Genomic DNA, 19,193 nt, shown 5'->3' with positions numbered 1-19,193 from the left:
CGTGGAAAATCCAGCTGAAAATATTGAAGGCGGCGATGCTATCGTCGCCTTCCGCCCAATCGTCGCTTTCCGCGATGTGAGCAAGGTCTATCCGAACGGCACTGAGGCGCTTCGCGACGTGTCGTTTTCGATCCGCGCCGGTTCCATCCACGCCATTTGCGGCGAGAACGGCGCTGGCAAATCGACGCTCATGAAGATCCTGTTCGGCATCGAAAATGCCACGGCGGGCGAAATCGTTGTCGATGGCAAGCATATCGCCGCATGGTCGCCGGAAGACGCCGCCGCACAAGGCATCGGCATGGTGCACCAGCATTTCTCGCTCGTGCCGACCCTGACCGTTACCGAAAACATCATTCTCGGCCATGAACCGGTGAAGGCCGGGCTGATCGACCGCGCGGGCGCGCGCAAAATGGTCGAGGCGCTGATGCAGCAATATGACCTGCACGCCGACCCGGACGCGACCACGGGCGCGCTTTCCGTCGCCGCCCAGCAGAAGGTTGAAATCCTCAAGGCGCTGGCGCGCCGCACGCGGCTTCTGATCCTCGATGAGCCGACCGCCGTTCTCTCGCCGCCGGAGATCGAGGAGCTGATGCGCAAGCTGAAATCGCTGCGCGACGAAGGCATTACCATCCTCTTCATTTCCCACAAGCTGAATGAAGTGCGCGAGCTGGCCGAAAGCGTGACCGTATTGCGCGCCGGTGCCGTCGCGGGCACGGAAAAGCTTGCCGACGTGCCGGACGACGCCATCATGCAGATGGTGATGGGCCACGCGGTCGACATTCCCCAACGCGCCCACAAGCACGGCGCGATGAAAACCGTTCTCGACATGAAGGGCGTCACGACGAAAGCCGCCGATCCGGCAGACCGCATCAAGGATGTGGACCTGACCGTTGGCGCGGGTGAGATCGTCGGCGTTGCCGGTGTCGATGGCAGCGGCCAGCGTGGCCTCGTATCCGTGCTTTCCGGCCTTGCGGAAGCGGCCAGCGGCACGATCAGCCTCAACGGCGTGGACATGCTGCGCGCCGACACGGCAAGCTGGCGCAAGCAAGGGCTTGCTCATCTGCCAGCGGACCGCTTTTCGCAAGGCGGCGCACCCGGCCTGTCCCTGGCCGAAAACGCCATAGCCGGAGCCGGATCGATTACCGCTGACAGGCAAATATTCCGGGGGCCTTTCCTGCGCTGGAACGCCATCAAGGCGCGCGTCAGCGGCATGATAAGGCAATATTCGGTGCGCGCGGGCGCGATTACCGAGCGGCTCGATTCCCTTTCCGGCGGCAATGCGCAAAAGCTCATCGCCGCGCGCGAGCTTGCCACCAATCCGAAATTCCTGATCGCCGACCAGCCGACGCGCGGCATCGACGTTTCAGCGGCGGCCTTCCTGCATCGGCGCATCGATGAAGTGGCGCAAGGCGGCTGCGCCGTGCTGCTTATCAGCGCCGATCTCGACGAATTGCTGCGTTTGAGCGATCGTATCGTCGTTTTCTTCAATGGACGCATCGTCGCTGTTCTGGAAAACGGACCAGACATAACACCAGCCGTCCTCGGACCGTATATGCTGGGGACACGTATATAATGCGCAGACTGATTTCCTATCTCATTCCATTCTTCCTGACCGTGCTGGTGATCGGCGTCATCATGGCCGTTCTGCTTGTGCCGCTGGCATTGATGCAGGACAACCCGGCAGGCGTTCTCAAAACCTTCTTCCTCGGACCGTTCGGCAGCATTCGCCATATGGGCAATGTGGTGGAGGCGGCAACGCCGATCATGCTGACCGGCCTTGCGATCACCATCATGTTTCGCTCCGGCCTGTTCAATCTGGGCGCGGAAAGCGGCTTCTTCCTCGGCGCGCTCGGCGCGGTGGCGGGTGCCGTTCTGCTCCCTTCGCTCGGCTGGTTCTCGCTGCCGGTGGCGATCCTTTGCGGCGCGGTGGCAGGCAGTTTCGCCTGCACTATTCCAGCAGCGCTGCGGCTTCGTTTCGGCGCATCGGAAATGGTGACCTCGCTCGTCCTCAACTATGCCTTCCTGTTTCTCGGCCTCTTCGTCCTCAACTATGTCATCCGCGATCCGGCTGCGGGCGGGATGATGTCGCTCAAGATTCCGGCGGATGCCAAGCTCGACCGCCTTCTGGCCGGTACCCGCCTCAACAGCGGTTCGATCATTGCAATCCTCGCCTGCATCGCTGGCGGCATCTGGCTTTACTGGACGCGCTCCGGCCTCAATATCCGTATCGCAGGTTCAAGCCCCGGCTTTGCCAATCACCTTGGCCTGCCGCTGAAACGCATCATCATGCGCGCACAGATTGTCGGCGGACTGGTGGCGGGCATGGCGGGGGCGCTGGAAGTTCTGGGCCTTCATGCCCGCTTTGCCTGGCTCGATCTGCCGGGTTACGGCTGGACCGGCCTCGTCGTCGCCATTCTGGCGCGCGAAAACCCGTTCCTGCTCGTTCCGTCCGCACTTTTCCTTGGTTTCGTGCAGGTGGGCGGCGATCTTCTGGCCCGCAACATGAACATCCCGACCGAAGTGGTGGGGCTTGTAACCGCCGCCATCATGGTGGGCGCGACGGCAAGCGTCATTCACAATCATCCGACCGTCCTGCGGCTGATCCGCAACCTTCGCAATCGCGAAGGAGAACAAGCCGCAGTGCAGCCGGGAGTACAGGCATGAGCACCGTTCTCGCACAGATTTTCGACCCGCATTTCATCGGCACGATCCTGCGCGTGGCGACGCCATTGCTGCTGGCAGCTCTCGGCGTGATGATTTCCGACCGCGCGGGCGTGCTCAATATCGGCATGGAAGGCATGATGCTGGTCGCGGCCCTCATCGCCGTTCTGGCCAGTGCCGCGACGGGAAGCCCGGCCATCGGCCTTTTGGCGGCGCTTGTCGTCGGCGCGCTTCTCGGCTTGCTCATGTCGCTTTCGGTCAACCGGCTTGGCACCGACCTCATCATGACCGGCATCGCGCTCAACATCGCGGCTGCTGCGGCAACCACGCTCGGGCTTTATCTGGCAACGGGCGACAAGGGCATGTCGGGCGCGCTCAAAAGCGGCGCGCTGCCAAGCCTTGCCGTGCCTTTCATCGGCAATATCCATGTACTCACCTTCGCAGCCCTTCTCGCCGTCCCGGCAGTCAGCCTCCTGATGATGCGCACGCGCTTCGGCCTGCATCTGCGCGCCACCGGCGTCGATCCGAAATCGGCGCGCGCCGCCGGTATCCATACGGGCCGCGTGCAGATGATGGCGCTTGTCCTGTCCGGTCTCTTCGGCGGTGCGGCGGGGGCTTATCTGTCGCTCGGCTATGTCACCTGGTTTGCCCAGAACATGACCGCCGGTCGCGGCTTCATCGCCATTGCGGCGGAAGTCATGGGACAGGGCACCGCATGGGGAACGCTCGTGGCGAGCCTGGTTCTGGCGGCGGCGGAAGGTTTCGCCATCACGCTGCAAAGCCTTGGCCTGCCTTTCGAGCTGATGCAGATGATCCCCTATCTCGTCCCGGTCGTCGTGCTGACGATCCACGCGGCGCGGCGCCAGCGCCGCGCCAAGCAACTGAAAAACTCCTGAAATGAGCCTGAAACGAGAATGAAATGAAAGCCTGGGAACTGACGCGCGACCTGCTGCGCGACACAAAGCCTGTCATACGCACGGCGGAAGAACAGACATGGGATGCGAGCGCCGTCATGAAGGCGCAGGACGATCTCATGGCCATGTTCTGGAAAAGCAATGTGCCGGGATCGGCAGCGCCCGAGTGCCTGATGGCAGGCGCGCTGCAATCGCTGGAAAACAAGGGCTTTGTCCTTGCGCCTTACGAAGAACTGCTGCGCGACGGGCTGGCAGCACTTGGAAAAGGCGATTTTGAAACGCTCTATCGCATCGACATGCGCCTGCGCGTCCTGATGCGCGCTGCACAACCCGACCCCGACCATCCGTCGCAAAAGACGGTGCGCTACGGCTCATGGGAGGAATTCGACGCCGCCGTTCAATGGCCGGACGATGTGCTCTATGCCATCCAGTCCGATGATTTCCGCGACCGCACAGCCGCCGCATGGATGGCGCAACTTGTCGGGGCTGCGGCTGGCACGGCGCTTGAAGGCTATACGGCGGAAAACATCATGGCAGTTTTCGGCCCGATCCGCGACTATGTGCGCGAGCCCAACACCTATAATGACGACATCACCTTCGAGATCGCCTTTCTCGAAGCCTTCGGCGACAAGGGTTCTGCCGTGACCAGCGCCGACATTGCCGAGCGCTGGACCTCGCTGATCCCGCTTGGCTGGTCGGCGGAGGCAATCGCGCTTTCCAACATGCGGCGCGGGCTTACCCCGCCTGAAACCGGCATTTGCGACAATCCGTTCGACGAATGGATCGGCGCGCAGATGCGCGGCACGATCTGCGGCATGGTCGTGCCGGGCCGCGCCCGCGAAGCTGCCCGCCTTGCCTTCATGGATGCGGAAATCTCCCATGCCGGAAACGGTATTCTTGGCGAAGTCTTCAACGCCGTCATGGCGGCGCGCGCCTTTGTGGTGAGCGATACGCGCGAATTGCTGGTTTCAACGGCAGCGCTTTTCCCGGTCGAGACCGAGTATGGCGCGGTTCTGGCCTTTGCGCTCGACGCCTGCCGCTCTGCCGGTAACTGGCAGGATGCATGGGCGAAATGCGATGCGGAATATGCCGAATATAACTGGATTCACGTCTATCCGAATGCAGCCGCGCAGGTTATCGCGCTCTGGTTCGGCGAAGGCGACTTCGACCGCACGCTCGAAATCGTCTGCGGCATCGGCCACGACGTCGACTGCAATGCCGCGCAGATTCTGAGCATGATCGCTATCCAGCGCGGTTCCGGCATCATCGCCGAACGGTGGTCGAAGCCGCTTCTGGCCGACGACATCGTCACCTATATGCGCCGCCCGGCGAAAATCTCCTTCGACGCGCTTGTCGACCAGACGGTCGAAGCGGCGCGAAACGCCCTTTAAATCCCCTCATCAGGAAACCATCATGGCCCGTAAAATCATTATCGATACCGATCCCGGTCAGGACGATGCCGTCGCCATTCTTCTGGCCTTGGCAAGCCCGGAACTCGTCATTCTCGGCATTACCGCCGTCGCAGGCAACGGCCCGCTGGCGCGCACCGAAGTCAATACCCGCACGATCTGCGAAGTGGCGAAGAAGCCGGGCACAAAAGTGTTTGCAGGCTCCATCCGCCCCCTGGTGCGCCCGCTCGTGACCGCTGAAAACGTGCATGGCAAGACCGGCCTCGACGGCTACGACCTGCCCGCCCCGACCATGCCGCTGCAGGCAAAGCATGGCGTTGATTTCATTATCGAAACGCTGATGAAGGAAGAACCCGGCACCGTCACGCTCTGCCCGCTCGGACCGCTCACCAATATCGCATCCGCGCTGATCCGCGAGCCGAAGATTGCCGGACGCGTCAAGGAAATCGTGCTGATGGGCGGCGGCTATTTCGAGGGTGGCAACATCACGCCCTCGGCGGAATTCAACATCTATGTCGATCCGCATGCCGCAGCAGTGGTGTTCAAGTCCGGCATCAAGATCACCATGATGCCGCTCGACGTCACGCACAAGGTGCTGACCACCGAGAAGCGCATCGCCGCCATTCGCGGCATCGGCACCCATGTCGGCGAAGTGGTTGCGGCATGGCTCGAATTCTTCGAACGCTATGACGAAGCCAAGTACGGAACCGACGGCGGCCCGCTGCACGACCCGAACGTCATCGCCTATCTCATCAAGCCGGAACTTTATTCCGGGCGGGAATGCAATGTGGAAATCGAGATCAATTCGGAGCTGACCATCGGCGAAACAGTCGTCGACTGGTGGGAAGTAACCGACCGTCCGAAGAACGCGCTCTTCATCAAGGATGTGGATGCGGATGGCTTCTTCAGCCTGCTGACCGAGCGTCTGGCAACGCTTTGATTTTATCTGGGCCTGATCCCGAAACCGGAAGTCCACTTTTCGGGATCATGCTCTAGATCATAATTTAGCCACAAAAAAGCCGCGAGAGCCTTATTCTCGCGGCTTCTTCGCCATATTTGAGGTGGTGTTTTTGAGCAGTTTTTCGCTCAAATCGAGCGAAACCGGCGCAAATTGCCGCTATTCTTCATTTTGCCTTATTTTGCAGAAGCGCTGCCACTTCCGCAGCGGTCGGCGCAGCCGCGCCCGCCCCCGCTCTCGTGACCGCAATCGCACCTGCCGCCGAACCGTAGCGCACGCAATCGTGCAGGGACTGGCCCTGCGAGTAGGCGACCGCGAAACCGCCATTGAAACTGTCGCCAGCAGCGACCGTATCCACCACATCGACCTTGAACGGCTCGAAGTGCTTCACCTCGTCCGCCGTCACCAGCAATGCACCACGACTTCCAAGCTTGACGATGACCGTCTTCGGCCCGCGCTCCAGCAGATTGCGCGCAGCAGCTTCCGCGGAAGCCAGATCGGTCGGCTCGATGCCGGTGATTTCAGCGGCTTCCGTTTCGTTGGGAGAAATAATATCGCTCAATGAAATCAGGTCCGCCATGCGGCTTGCATCGCCGACCGGGGCCGGATCGAGCAGAACGCTGCCGCCTGCCGCCCGCGCGGCTTTTGCCACGGCCAGATTGGCAACATGGGGAACCTCGCGCTGCAACAGCGTGATCTTCGCCCTGGCGATGTCGGCTGCATAGGCATCGATATCGGCCACCGACCAGCGCGCATTGGCCCCGGCGCAAACCGCAATCGTGTTCTGCCCCGCTTCCTCGACCTGAATGATCGCCATGCCCGTATCGACACCGTCGATCACGCGCACGCTTTCGGTATTGAGGCCAAATTCCTGCATCTGCTTCACGGCCAGTTCGCCGAATGCATCGTTACCGACAGCGCCGACGAAGCGAATGTCACCGCCAAGCTTTGCGACCGCAACCGCCTGATTGGCGCCCTTGCCGCCGAGGCCAATGCCATAGCCCGATGCATTCACGGTCTGTCCCGGACGCGGCAGCGCGGCCATCCGCGCGCTGACATCCACATTCACACTGCCGAAAATAAAAATCTTCAACGGCTTTCTCCATCGCTTGATCGCCGCACAATAGCTGCGCCGAAACAAAACTTCCACGCCGGGCTTGCCACCATGCACAGAGAGAAAAGCCTTGTCGTCAATCCGGCTCCGGCTTGAAGTGCAGCTCCCGCTTCAGCAATTCTTCCAGCCAGTCGGCAAAGACCTGAAGACGGCGGGAAAGATGCTGGCGGTGGGGATAGAGAAACGTCATCCGCATCGGCTCGGCGCGCATATTGGCCATCACGTCCACCAGTTCGCCCGCTTCCAGGTGGTGTTTGACATCATAGGCGGGAATCTGGATGAGGCCGAGACCGGCCAGACAACAGGCGATATAGGCTTCGGCATTGTTGACGGTGACGCGGCCGCGCACCGGCATGGATCGCAATACGCCGCCCTCGACCCATTCCCAAGGCTCGACGCGCCCGCTCGACGGCGAGGCATAATTGACCGCCCAATGCGCGGAAAGGTCGGAAGGCGCTTCGGGAATGCCGTACCGCTCCAGATAGGCGGGGCTCGCCACATTGACCAGCGGAAGCTCTCCGAGCGAACGGGCAATCAGCCCGGAATCGGTCAATGGCCCGACGCGCAGAACGCAATCGACACTCTCCTCGACAAGATTGACGGCGCGATCCGTCACTCCCAGATGTATATCGATTTCCGGATAGGCATCCAGAAATGCGGGCAAGGCGGGCGCAACGATCAGCCGCCCGATGCGTCCGGGAACGTCGACCCGCAACGTACCGGATGGCGCGGCGGTATTGCGGAACAGGTTTTCCGCTTCTTCCACATCCGCAATCAGGCTCAGGCATCGTTCATAGAAGGCGGCACCGTCCTGCGTCAGCGACACGCTTCTGGTGGTGCGGTGAAGGAGCCGCGCGCCGAGACGCCCCTCCAGTTCGAGAACCGCCGCCGAAACCGAGGAGCGCGGCACGCCCAGCGTATCGGCAGCGCGGGTAAAGCTCGAACATTCGACAACACGGGCAAAGACACGGAAAAGGTCGATGCGATCCAAGATGTTCTGCCCTCCATTGTCCATCATTTCTGACAGGTGTTGTCAGAATGACCGTCTTTATAAGGCTATTGTAGACGATACTCTTCCTGCCTGAAAGCGGCCGCGTAACGCGGACGCATCGGAAAAGAAGGTTGAAGCCATGACAGACCACAGCATCAAGGGCAAAACTGTTATCATCGCCGGCGGCGCCAAGAACCTCGGCGGATTGATCGCCCGTGATCTTGCCGAACACGGGGCAAAGGCCATCGCAATCCACTACAACAGCGCCTCGGCCAAAGCGGATGCCGACGCCACCGTGGCCGCCGTGAAGGCGGCTGGCGCGGAAGCGGTTTCCTTTCAGGCCGATCTCACCACCGCCGGTGCGATGGAAAAACTCTTCGCGGACGCGATTGCCGCCATCGGGCGTCCCGATATCGCCATCAATACTGTCGGCAAGGTTTTGAAGAAGCCGATCGTCGAGGTTTCGGAAGCCGAATATGACGAGATGACCGCCGTCAATTCCAAGTCAGCTTTCTTCTTCCTGAAGGAAGCAGGCAAGCACGTCAACGACAATGGCAAGATCTGCACGCTGGTAACATCGCTGCTCGGCGCCTACACGCCGTTCTATGCAGCCTATGCAGGCACCAAGGCCCCGGTCGAGCATTTCACGCGCGCGGCTTCCAAGGAATTCGGCGAACGCGGCATATCCGTAACCGCAATCGGCCCCGGCCCGATGGACACGCCGTTCTTCTATCCGGCGGAAGGCGCGGACGCGGTCGCCTATCACATGAGCGCGGCGGCACTCTCAAAATTCTCCAGAACCGGACTTACCGATATCGAGGACATCGTTCCCTATATCCGCTTCATGGTTTCGGAAGGCTGGTGGATGACCGGACAGACCATCCTCGTCAATGGCGGCTATACGACCAAGTAGAGCATTGGCGGCCTGCCCGGTGCAAGCCCGGTGCAAGGGCAGGCCGCCATACGGCTTCGTTGAAAATCGAGGAAAGCCTACTCGGCTTTCAGGAACTCGCCCACTTCCAGCAGGACGAACTCGTTGTCATCCACCTTGTCGAGCGCGCGGCCTGCCGAGAACGGCAGATTGTTGTCATTGCCGACCACGATATGCGTGTCGTCCACGCGGTCGACATTCTCGATGGTGAGGAACGGCATGTCGTAAATGCCCTCGCGCCCGCCCTGACGGCGCTTGTTTTCCGGGTCGGCAATGGCCAGCAGGTCGATATAGCCGATCTTGCGCACGTCCTTGCCGACATTGCTGTCGTCAAACGCGATCTTGTAGATGCGCTTCACCTTCGACGGCACATCGAAGCAATCGGCCTGCGGCTTCTTCGGATCGGCGCAGGCCTTGTCCGCCGTGCCGACGCCGTTGTCGCGCTCGATGACCAGCGCCGTGGTTTCATCCAGCATGTTGAAATCGCCGATGGCTTCGCCGCCTTCCGCCAGCGGATAAAGCCAGGAGCGGCCCGTCCACTTCCTGTCGGCCACGCTGAACTCGATGACGCGTAAGCCCGTCTTGCCGCTCTCGGTCTTTTCCGGCGCGCCATCGACAAACAACGGGCCTTCCAGAAGACCATAAAGCTTCGTACCGTCCTTCGACATGGCAAGCCCCTCGAAGCCGCCGGAACGCTTCAGATTATAGGCCGGGAGCTTGAGGCTCGGATTGGCGGGCAGAGCGAGCTTCGGATTGTCCGGCGACACCACTTCCCTCTCCCCGACAAAAGTCGGGAACACATCGGTGAGCTTGCCTTCCGTGTCGAACTTCAACAGGAACGGGCCGAATTCCTCGCCGACCCAGAAACCATCCGCCACCGGCTGGATGGATTCCACGTCGAAATCCGCGCCGGTGAGATAGCGCTTTTCCGCGCCTTCCATGACGATCGGGAATGGAGCCTTCCTGTCTGGATCGCTGAGGAACACGGTTTTGACGCGCTCGACCGTTCCCTTGTCCCAGTCGAATTTGACATTGTGCAGCATCAGCATGGCATCGGGCGAATTGAGCTTGGAGCCGAAACCATTGTCGGACAGCGACCAGAAGCTGCCGTCTTCCATGGTCTTGATACCCGAAAAGCCCTGTACCGGCTGACCGTCGAACGGCACCGAAAGGCCGGTCTTGCGCACACCGTCCTTGCCTTCCACCGTGCCGATGCCCTCAGCGCGCTTGCGGTCGGCGGTGGTGAACTTGCCCGAGGTCTTCAGATGCTCAGCCGCATCCTCCGGCGCAGCGATGATGGTGTTCGCCGGCAGGATGGCATGGGCCTTGAGCGTGGCCGGAAAAGCCTTTTCTTCAGCGGAGGCCGGAAGCGCCAATGCGACGGCACCGGCAAGCATGGTCGAGGCGACAAGACGCGATATCATGATAAGTCCCCGTTGGAATTCAAATACAGGGATGCAATTAGGCTGGCTTTGTATCGCTGGCTTGACGCTTCCATGAAGCTTTGACGAAGGCCCCCGGCTTTCACCGGGGGCCGACTGCCTTATAAAGTTACTACACAGCGATCTTGCCGCCGCCCTGTTTGGTGATTGCCACTACGGCAGGCCGCACCGGCATATCGTCCTTGAAGTCCGGCCAGCGGGTGGACAGGTCTTCATAATAGGACGGACGGCCATGACCGTCCCAGTCCTCGCCGCCATCGCCCGGATGCTGCACGGCGACAAAGGCCGTCTTATCGTCGGGTGCGAACAGCGGACCGCACATTTCCGCCCCCACCGGCACGCGGTAGAACAGTTTCGAGGTCGCGCGCGCATCGCCTTCCGTGTCGACCGCCCAAAGCCCGTCGGTACGGCCTGTATCCTTGTTGCTGTTGCCATCGGTTGCGACCCACAGCCGGCCAGCGCTGTCGACGGCGGCATTGTCCGGCATGCCGAACCAGCCATTGCGCGTCGTATCGGTGGAGAAGCTGGCACCGACTTCGGCGACCGAAGGATCGCCGCATTTCAGCAGCACTTCCCATTTTCCGGTCGTGGCGGCAAAATCCTGCCCGTCTTCCTCGATCTCGATGATATGGCCGAAGGCGTTCTTGGCGCGCGGATTGGCGGCATCCACCTGATCGTCCTTGCGCTTGGTATTGTTGGTGAGCATGACATAGACGCGGCCATTCACCGGGTTCGGTTGCACGTCTTCCGGACGGTCCATCTTGGTAGCGCCAAGAAGATCACCAGCGCGCCGCGTTTCGATCAGCACATCAGCCTGGCTCTTGAAACCGTTCTGTTCGGTCAGCGGACCCTCACCGAACACCAGCGGCATCCACTCCACCTTGCCGTCCTCATGGAATTTGGCCACGTGCAGCGTGCCTTCATCCAGCAGGTCCATATTGGCGGCGCGATCATCCGGGTTGAACTTGCCCGCCGTCACGAACTTGTAGACATAATCGAAGCGTTCGTCGTCGCCGAGATAAAAGACCACGCGCCCATCCTTGCTGACGATGGATTCCGCGCCCTCATGCTTGAACCGGCCAAGCGCGGTGCGCTTCTTCGGCACGGAATTCGGGTCGGACACATCAACCTCGACAATCCAGCCGAAGCGGTTCGGCTCGTTCGGCTCCTTGGAAACGTCGAAACGGTCGTAGAAACGGCCCCATTCATACGAACCTTCGGGAATGCCCATGCGCTTGTAATTGGCCGCTTCCGCGTGACCTTCCGGCAGTTCACCGATGAAATAGCCGTGGATATTTTCCTCGGCCATGATGTAGGTGCCCCATGGGGTGACGCCGCCCGCACAATTGTTGATCGTGCCGAAAACCCTGGTGCCGGACGGATCGGCATTGGTCTTGACGCGGTCGTGACCCGCGACCGGGCCGCTCAGCACCATCTCGGTATTGGAGGTGATGCGGCGGTTTTTCGCGCCATCGAGCACCGGCTGCCATTTGCCGTCCTGCTTGCGGATTTCGACAATCGTGCCGCCATGGGCAGCCATTTCGATATCCACCTGTTCCTTCGAGAGCGGAGCCTGCTCCACCTTGCCGTCGACGATCTTGACGAGGCCGGGGAACATCAGGTGCGGATTGGTATATTCATGGTTGACGACCAGAAGCCCGTGTTCGGGCGATCCGTCGATGGCGATATAGCCGACATAATCATTATTATAGCCGAACTGGCGCGCCTGCGCCTCGGCTGACTGTTTGGTCGGGACGAATTCCGGCGCATCGGCGAAAAGCCTGTCGCCCCAGCGCAAAAGCACATCGGCATCATAGCCTTCCGCGACATGGTGATGGGCGTCCACGCCAGCCTCGACTTCCTTGAAGGAAAAGGCCGAACCGGACGCGGCGCGCGCATCGCCTGCACTCATCAGCGCGAGCGGGCTGACGGTTGCCGCAATGGCCGAGACAGCGAGCGATCCGCGCAGAAAGCCGCGGCGGGAAAAGCGGCGGCTGATGATTTCGCCCATTGTGGGATTATCGGACGGATTGCGCGGATCGGCATCGGCTTCTTCCAACTGGCTGGTCTTGAACAGACTTTGCTGGGAAAGAGTATCGGACATTGCTGGCTCCCTATCGAACAGTGAAGCTGCAGACTAGAAGCACTTGATGACAGCCGGACGACATTATCCCGACAGTTGCATTCCTCGTGATGCCGAAAAATTCCTGATCGGGCGATAGAATAATTTTGCGGGCAAATGCGCTTTCCAATAAAACCCTCCCTATTTCTTCCATTGAGGGGTTGGCGATGACCGACATGACGGCTGCACGGCGCAATATTATTATCCTGACAATTGCACAGGCTCTCGGCGCTTCCAGCCCGCCTATCGTGATTTCGCTCGGCGGTCTGGTGGGGCAGAAACTTTCCTCCGATCCGGCGCTTGTCACGCTGCCCGTCAGCCTGTTCAATCTCGGCCTTGCGCTGGGCACCTTGCCTGCCGCTTTCTTCATGCGCCAGTTCGGACGCCGCAATGCCTATATGCTGGGCGCGCTTGTCGGCGTTTCGGCGGGCCTGATTGCCGCCGCAGGCATTTTCGCAGCCTCCTTCCTCATTTTCTGTCTCGGCACGCTGACCGCCGGTTTCTATGCCGCCTATGTCCAGAGCTATCGCTTTGCCGCCACCGATGCGGCAACGGGCGACATGAAGGCGCGCGCCATATCATGGGTCATGGTGGGCGGGCTTGTCGCGGCCATTGTCGGGCCGCAGCTCGTCATCTGGACACGCGACAGCATTCCCGACGCGATGTTTGCGGGCAGTTTCCTCAGCCAGGCAGTTCTGGGTCTTCTCGCCCTCCCCGTCCTTTTCATGCTGCGCGCGCCCAAAATCAGGAAAGACCCGAACGCTGTCCATGATACAGGCCGACCGCTTGGCGAAATCCTGCGTTCGCCGCGCTTCATGCTTTCCGTGGCCGCCGGTGTCTGTTCCTATGCGCTGATGACTTTCGTGATGACGGCAGCGCCCATCGCCATGGTTGGCCACGGCCATTCCGTCGATCATGCGGCCCTTGGCATCCAGTGGCATGTGCTGGCCATGTTTGGCCCCAGCTTCTTCACCGGAAAGCTCATCACCCGTTTCGGCAAGGAAAAGATAACGGCGCTCGGGCTGGTGCTGATCGCCTTTTCCGCCATCATCGCGCTCGGCGGTTTCGACGTCGGCCATTTCTGGGGAGCGCTGATCTTTCTCGGCATCGGCTGGAATTTCGGTTTCATCGGCGCCACCGCCATGGTGACGGACTGCCACACCCCGGCTGAACGCGGCAAGGCTCAAGGCGCCAATGATTTCATCATGTTCGGCACTGTGGCCTGCGCTTCCTTCTTCGCCGGGTCGCTGCTGCATTCCTCCGGGTGGGAAACCATCAACTGGCTGGTCTTCCCGATTGTTGCGCTTGTTCTGGTGCCGCTTATCCTGCGCCTGAAGCCGAAAGGCGCTGTCGCAGAAGCCTGATCGATCAAAAGCCCTGCTCTTTCATCCAGAGCCTGCCGCCTTCGGACACTGCATCATAAACAGCACCACCGAGGGCGGCACCTATATCCGTGTGCAAGCCTGCATAGGATGCGCCCGGCTCCCCTTGCGGCGCGGAAACCGCAATGCAATCCGTGCCGGTACCCGTTGCTGCCCTGCCGCCAATATCGAGCCCTAGTTCCATAATGGCAGCGGTGCGCGCCTCGGCGGCAATCGACATTGCCTCCAAATGGGCTGCGACCGACAAGGCCCTGTCTATATGAACCAGAAGATTGATCGTTCCGGCTGGCATCATCATCTGCGCCCGTTCACCCACCCTCCCCGCATTCGACAGACCGACAGTGGCAAGACAGGCAGCTTGCGCTTCGCCGGAGCACCGCATTGCGACATGATGCTTCTTCACGCTGCGCGAGGTCATCATCTGCACGGCTTCGCCATAACCGGCTTCTGCCAGTCTTTCCTGCAATAAAATTGCCGGATCGACATCCAGCGTCAGATCGTCATTGCGCACTTCCAGCCAGGCGACGGAACGCGCCCGGACGAACCCCGGACGTGTCAGCGACCAGCTCAAAATGTCTTGCGGGTCTCGAAAATCAGCGGCGAGCACCGGGCCGCAACAATGGATTGTGAATGGCAGCATCATCAAACTATCGCAGATCGGCATGAAGTTCGCGACCAGCGCCTTTGAGCCATCCACAGGACCGCGATGCCTGGCTGCCACTGGCGCGGCGATAAAGCACGGCTTCGTGACTTGGCCAAGGTTCCGCAAGGCGATATGGATCGCGCAATAGTGTTTCGCGCGTCGCGGAAACGGACAAGCGGTTTGCTCTGGATTGCGCCATGATCAACGATCTCACCGACGAGATATTCTGGATATTCACCATCGGGTGCTGCATCCTTTTCATCATGCGCCTTCTCTCGCCTCCCCCACGTCATAAGACCGATCAGGCGCAGGACCTCAACACATTGCGCCCTCGCCGCCGTTCGCGTCGCCGTCGCATTCAGGCTCAGGACCAACGTTGAGTTCTGCCGTCATTGTGTCCTCCGCCGCTGGTCTTTCACAGTCCTCATAAGACTGACATTTGAGTTGCATCAGGGATCGGCACAACGGCCGGAAATGCTGGCAGGCGATCATCCTTTGCCATTGCCGAAAGCTTTTGTAACCGCTTTTCAGCCGCAATAGGACCGCTTGATCTTCCTGCGTTTCATGAACGATACGAAACTTAAATAGCCATTAGGTTTTGTCATGCTGACAGGCACTTATGGTTAACGATTTTGCCCATTCAGCGCAGCCATAAGCATCGGTCTGATCGAGAAAGAGCCGTTAGCAGCCTTTTCCGTCAAAATGCGCAAATAGCCTCCAGCGGACTGAATTTGCTCATAGCGTTGCAGGATATAGGCAATCACGATTGACGCATTATGGGTTCCAAGCACCTTCTTTGCGAGATCATAGAGCTTTGCATCGATCCCGAGGAAGGAACGTACTTTCTCTGCCGTATTGGCCAGATCCTGCCAATGCCGAATGGATGAGACTGCATAGGCTGTGATCTCCGGACAGGAGCGAAGCACCATGTCGAGCGAGACGGTGGGTTCGGGAGAGGCGCTGGTGATGTTATTTATGCGCTGGTCGATAAATTCAGGCGTTGCCCTTTCAAAATGGGAATCTGGATTCGATTCAATTTGCTGCCGCTCATTTTGAGATTCATTGCCGCGCAAATTTTCAACATTTTGATGAATTTTCAATGCGTTATCGATTTCCGAACGAATGGCCAGCAAGGATTCGACCAAAGCTGCCAGTTCTGCATGCTCCGCACGACGCGGAATGCTGTCGACGATGAGGCGGAAACGATGATGGATGTCCTGCCAATCACCGCCGAGTTCTGCCTGAGCGGCAAATTCGACAAGCTTGCTGATATCGCGGCGCAACAAAGTCAGCCGCTCGCGCATTTCGCGCAATGCAGTCTTTTCCGCCCTCACCTGTTCGGCAGCACGTTCCAGTTCACAGGCACGGGCCAGAAGCGGCGCCAGCGAAAAGCCGAAAGCAATCTGCACGTCTCCACCCTTGGCGCGACGCGCATAACGCTTTCCATTCGGGCTATCCTGCCGGAGAATGAAACCGGCATCGACCAGCGCCGCCAGATGACGCCGCAGCGTCGCGTCCGCCATGCCATGGGCGCGCAATGCCAGTTGCTTGTTGGACGGAAACACGATCAGGCTGCTCTGCTCGTTCAGTTCCGTTTCAGGATAGAAAGACAGGAGCGCCGAAAGAACCGCCAGAGAGCGATCATTCAGGCTGAACAGCGTCTTTGCTTCACACAGCCAGCGATGCAGCTGCCACTTGTCGGCAACCGTTCCAGGCGCAATCTGCCGTGTATTCTGTTGACTTGCCAACAAGGCAAGCGTCATCCTTCGACTGCCAAACGGCGTCGAGGCCAATTGAATCTCCATTTTCTTTCACCTTCCACAAGGCAAAAGAAATCCACCCGCCGAAATGACGCTAATTGCACTTGACAGTGATTCGTGGATTTGCGATTCTCTAGCTGCTAAACCAATGAGAAGGGCTTCCACACGGCGACGTTTGGGGGCCTTTTTCTTTTGCTGTCTCGTTCCTTTTCCTGAACAGTTTCGACGCAAACACGCTTACAAGTTAATCAAGCATGTCATGATCCTGAACCAGTCCGGTTTCCGGGAGACATGCCTTACACAATCAGACCGATGCAAACGCTCCGGCCTGTACGCTACTTACTTCTCCTCGCTCTGGAATGATGCGTAGAGCGCATCCAGGTTGCGAGAAAGCCAATCGGCAAAACGCGGCCCGTTGGCGGCACTGAGCGCCAATGTAGCCGATTTGCCATTCTGTTTGACAACGGCGCTGACGGACTTGTCTGAAGCCGTCCAGCTGGTGCCGGGACGCGAAGCGGCCTTGGTGACCGGCTTCTTCGGCCTTCCGCCTTTCAGATAGCCGTAAAGCTGCTCGAAACGATCGACAGACGACGCATTTTCAAAGGCTGAAGTTGCGAGAAGCTCTTCGGCTGCATCTTTCTTGCCGGGAATTTCAATCAGCTTGCGCAGTTCCAGCCAGCGGTCACGCCCGATGCCTTTGGCCGGGCCGATCGCCAGAAGAATATGCTCCGGAACCGCCTTTGGAATGGTCAGCATCTTCGACAGGGTCTGATAATCCACCGTCAACGCCGCCTGAATGGCTTCCCGTTCGAAGCCGAGAGTTTCGAGGCGAGCCGCAAAGAAAACACGCTCGATGAAGCTCAGATTGGCCCGGGCGGAGTTTTCCTGACCCTGGCTCAGAATATGTTCCAGATCGGCGAGGGGCTTGATGACCGCCCTGACCTTGATGCCCAGTTCCCTGGCCACCCGCACGCGGCGATGACCGAAAACGATCATATAGCGACCGCTGGTCTCCGGATGCGGACGAACCAGAATAGGGCTGTCCTGTCCACGCTCGCGAATGGCTTGCAGAAGCTCCTGATATTCTTCGTCATGCGCTTCCGGCAGGCGGTCGGCCACGAAGGAAACGTCCAGCTGCGCCGGATCGAGCTCGACAATGGCTTCGCCATCAAGCTTCTGGGCTGCCTGCTTTGCCAGTTCGTCGATCGAGGCGGACAGAGATTTGGCGGCACCGAACCGGCGCGATACGTTTTCGACCGACTGCGAACCCTGTCCAGCCGCCGGTTCGTCCCGCATAACGCTTTCGAATATGTTCTTCCGTGCCATTCCTAAACCCTCAAACCGGTCAGAGACCTGATTTTATTCACTATTCGCCGTTTTAGACGGCAGTCTAACGCCCCCATGCCTCATGAACGAGGCTGCGAATTTCAGAATTGACCGCTTCCATGGCTTCCATCGCGCGATCATAGGTGCCGCGGTTCATCGATGAACGCTCGACCTCGTAGAGTGTCTGCTTGGTAAGACCGGCATCGGAAATCGCCGTCGATTTCAGCATCTGGTGCTTCAGCATATGCGAAGCCAGCATGCTCTGCATGAAGCCGACCATCTGCGCCTGCGGGACATCGGTCGGCTCGTAACGCGTGATCAGATAGCGGAACCAGTCCAGCTGTACCGCGCCGCCGGCCTGACGAACCGTCTTCAGAATATCGCCGAGCATCAGCAGGAACTGCGACATGGACATCAGGTCGAGCATTTGCGGATGAACGGTGATCAGCACCGAAGTCGCAGCCGAAAGCGCCGTTAGCGTCAGATAGCCGAGCTGGGGAGGGCAGTCGATGACCACGACGTCATAGTCGCTGTCGACGTCGGCAAGAGCCTTCGCGATGCGGTTCCAGAATGTCTTGCCCTCGCCGCCATTCTGCATGGCGAGCGGGGTGTCATATTCATATTCCTGCAACTCCAGCATGGCTGGAATGATATCAAGACCGGGGAAGTTCGTCCGCCGGATAACCTCGCGAATAGGCTTCCTTTCGGCATCGTAACGAATTGCCTCATAGAGCGAGGGAAACTCATCGAGTTCGGGCTGGATGCCGTGCAGGGCAGAAAGCGAAGCCTGCGGATCGAGATCGATGGCAAGGACGCGATGGCCGGTCAGCGCCATATGTTGCGCCAGATGCGCGGCCGTCGTGGTTTTGCCCGAGCCGCCCTTGAAGTTGACGACGCCGATAACCTGAAGCTTTTCGTTGCCGCGACGATGGGGAACGTAGCGCTTGACCTCAGCACGACCGTTCTGGTCGAGCCACTGGCGCAGTTCCTGAATTTGCTCGACACTATAGGCGCGGCGACCACCTGTCAGAATGGTCGGCTCGACTCCCTTGCCTTCAAGATGTAATTTCTTGAGATTGCTGGGGGAGACGCCGAGGAAATAGGCGGCCTCGGCCATCGAAAACTGGCGCAGCATGTTCTTGCGCGCATCCGGCGGAAAGTTTTCGTGACGCAGCAGATTGAGCTTGCGAGAAATCTCGCGCCCTTGCGATAATATCATGTCGTCAAACGACAAGGCTGCTGCCGGATTTGCGATATTCATTTGCTTGGTGTCCCTAGTGACGGCATTGGAACTGATACCGCCTAAATACCGTCATTATGTCCGATTCTTATTCTATCGCAAGGGGCAGCCGAATTAACAAAGAGTTAGCGCCGACATTAAAATTAAGCCAAATTTTATCGATTCGGCAGGATCTTCGGTATCCCCTTGTTTTTATGAGCTTTTACGCATTTTAGACGGCGGTCTAAAATTCGAGGCCCTAAACTGGCCCGGAATTTCAATCGGGAAGAGTCCGTTTCCACATCGAACAGGCGTGGCTTT

Annotated in this window: 16 protein-coding genes; 8 read left to right on the top strand and 8 right to left on the bottom strand. The window is 59.4% G+C overall.

From position 1 onward, the window contains the following. Position 1 precedes the first annotated feature (1 nt). Genes AC0TOF_RS07900 through AC0TOF_RS07880 form a run of 5 tightly spaced genes read left to right on the top strand, consistent with a single transcriptional unit; the run spans position 2 to position 5,924 of the window. Positions 2 to 1,573: an ABC transporter ATP-binding protein gene (locus tag AC0TOF_RS07900; protein ID WP_473767797.1), complete on the top strand. Its 1,572-nt coding sequence runs from the start codon at positions 2 to 4 to the stop codon at positions 1,571 to 1,573. Next, entirely contained in the window at positions 1,573 to 2,664 is a 1,092-nt protein-coding gene (locus AC0TOF_RS07895; protein WP_122000902.1) for an ABC transporter permease, read from the top strand. The genes AC0TOF_RS07900 and AC0TOF_RS07895 overlap by 1 nt, the downstream gene beginning before the upstream one ends. Continuing rightward, positions 2,661 to 3,557, top strand: coding sequence for an ABC transporter permease (locus AC0TOF_RS07890; RefSeq protein ID WP_473767796.1), 897 nt, complete (start codon positions 2,661 to 2,663; stop codon positions 3,555 to 3,557). Before AC0TOF_RS07895 ends, AC0TOF_RS07890 begins: the two co-directional genes overlap by 4 nt. Positions 3,558 to 3,580: 23 nt before the next feature. Beyond that, entirely contained in the window at positions 3,581 to 4,966 is a 1,386-nt protein-coding gene (locus AC0TOF_RS07885) for an ADP-ribosylglycohydrolase family protein (RefSeq protein WP_473767795.1), read from the top strand. A 22-nt stretch (positions 4,967 to 4,988) separates the two neighbouring features. Next, the gene (locus AC0TOF_RS07880; protein ID WP_473767794.1) at positions 4,989 to 5,924 is read left to right on the top strand and encodes a nucleoside hydrolase; all 936 of its coding nucleotides are present in this window, start codon (positions 4,989 to 4,991) and stop codon (positions 5,922 to 5,924) included. Between the two features lie 184 nt (positions 5,925 to 6,108). Here AC0TOF_RS07880 and rbsK read toward each other — a convergent pair whose 3' ends face one another. Both rbsK and AC0TOF_RS07870 read right to left on the bottom strand, forming a co-directional pair. Continuing rightward, on the bottom strand, positions 6,109 to 6,987 hold the full coding sequence (gene rbsK / locus AC0TOF_RS07875) for a ribokinase (RefSeq protein ID WP_473767885.1): 879 nt from the start codon (positions 6,985 to 6,987) through the stop codon (positions 6,109 to 6,111). Positions 6,988 to 7,132: 145 nt separating this feature from the next. Then, positions 7,133 to 8,047 carry a LysR family transcriptional regulator gene (locus AC0TOF_RS07870; RefSeq protein ID WP_473767793.1) on the bottom strand — a complete coding sequence of 305 codons (915 nt, stop codon included), beginning with the start codon at positions 8,045 to 8,047 and terminating at the stop codon, positions 7,133 to 7,135. Between the two features lie 139 nt (positions 8,048 to 8,186). On the opposite strand from AC0TOF_RS07870, the gene AC0TOF_RS07865 reads away from it, so the two are divergent. Further along, positions 8,187 to 8,960: an SDR family oxidoreductase gene (locus tag AC0TOF_RS07865; RefSeq protein WP_473767792.1), complete on the top strand. Its 774-nt coding sequence runs from the start codon at positions 8,187 to 8,189 to the stop codon at positions 8,958 to 8,960. A 77-nt stretch (positions 8,961 to 9,037) separates the two neighbouring features. On the opposite strand, the gene AC0TOF_RS07860 is transcribed toward AC0TOF_RS07865, so the two are convergent. Together AC0TOF_RS07860 and AC0TOF_RS07855 are read right to left on the bottom strand one after the other, a co-directional pair. Further along, positions 9,038 to 10,402 carry an esterase-like activity of phytase family protein gene (locus AC0TOF_RS07860; protein ID WP_473767791.1) on the bottom strand — a complete coding sequence of 455 codons (1,365 nt, stop codon included), beginning with the start codon at positions 10,400 to 10,402 and terminating at the stop codon, positions 9,038 to 9,040. A 130-nt stretch (positions 10,403 to 10,532) separates the two neighbouring features. Further along, positions 10,533 to 12,524 carry a PhoX family protein gene (locus AC0TOF_RS07855; RefSeq protein ID WP_473767790.1) on the bottom strand — a complete coding sequence of 664 codons (1,992 nt, stop codon included), beginning with the start codon at positions 12,522 to 12,524 and terminating at the stop codon, positions 10,533 to 10,535. A 185-nt stretch (positions 12,525 to 12,709) separates the two neighbouring features. Here AC0TOF_RS07855 and AC0TOF_RS07850 point away from each other — a divergent pair, with 185 nt between their 5' ends. Further along, a complete protein-coding gene (locus tag AC0TOF_RS07850; protein WP_473767789.1) occupies positions 12,710 to 13,906 on the top strand; it encodes an MFS transporter in 1,197 nt (398 codons plus the stop codon). Positions 13,907 to 13,910: 4 nt separating this feature from the next. Here AC0TOF_RS07850 and AC0TOF_RS07845 read toward each other — a convergent pair whose 3' ends face one another. Beyond that, the gene (locus AC0TOF_RS07845; RefSeq protein WP_473767788.1) at positions 13,911 to 14,621 is read right to left on the bottom strand and encodes an adenosylcobinamide amidohydrolase; all 711 of its coding nucleotides are present in this window, start codon (positions 14,619 to 14,621) and stop codon (positions 13,911 to 13,913) included. A 143-nt stretch (positions 14,622 to 14,764) separates the two neighbouring features. Between AC0TOF_RS07845 and AC0TOF_RS07840 the strand changes: the two genes are divergently transcribed. Continuing rightward, the gene (locus AC0TOF_RS07840) at positions 14,765 to 14,947 is read left to right on the top strand and encodes a hypothetical protein (RefSeq protein ID WP_122000892.1); all 183 of its coding nucleotides are present in this window, start codon (positions 14,765 to 14,767) and stop codon (positions 14,945 to 14,947) included. A 243-nt stretch (positions 14,948 to 15,190) separates the two neighbouring features. On the opposite strand, the gene repC is transcribed toward AC0TOF_RS07840, so the two are convergent. The 3 genes from repC to repA all read right to left on the bottom strand — a co-directional run bounded on the left by repC (position 15,191) and on the right by repA (position 18,914). After that, positions 15,191 to 16,372 carry a plasmid replication protein RepC gene (repC, locus tag AC0TOF_RS07835; protein WP_473767787.1) on the bottom strand — a complete coding sequence of 394 codons (1,182 nt, stop codon included), beginning with the start codon at positions 16,370 to 16,372 and terminating at the stop codon, positions 15,191 to 15,193. Positions 16,373 to 16,666: 294 nt separating this feature from the next. Then, complete coding sequence (repB, locus tag AC0TOF_RS07830; RefSeq protein WP_473767786.1) at positions 16,667 to 17,653, bottom strand: plasmid partitioning protein RepB; 987 nt, start codon at positions 17,651 to 17,653, stop codon at positions 16,667 to 16,669. 64 nt (positions 17,654 to 17,717) lie between these two features. Beyond that, the gene (repA, locus tag AC0TOF_RS07825) at positions 17,718 to 18,914 is read right to left on the bottom strand and encodes a plasmid partitioning protein RepA (RefSeq protein ID WP_122000889.1); all 1,197 of its coding nucleotides are present in this window, start codon (positions 18,912 to 18,914) and stop codon (positions 17,718 to 17,720) included. Positions 18,915 to 19,193 lie beyond the last annotated feature (279 nt).

Source organism: Ochrobactrum sp. PL_is501 (assembly GCF_055816895.1).
Note: the sequence above shows the minus strand (reverse complement) of the source record. Positions and strands in the feature narration are given on the sequence as shown.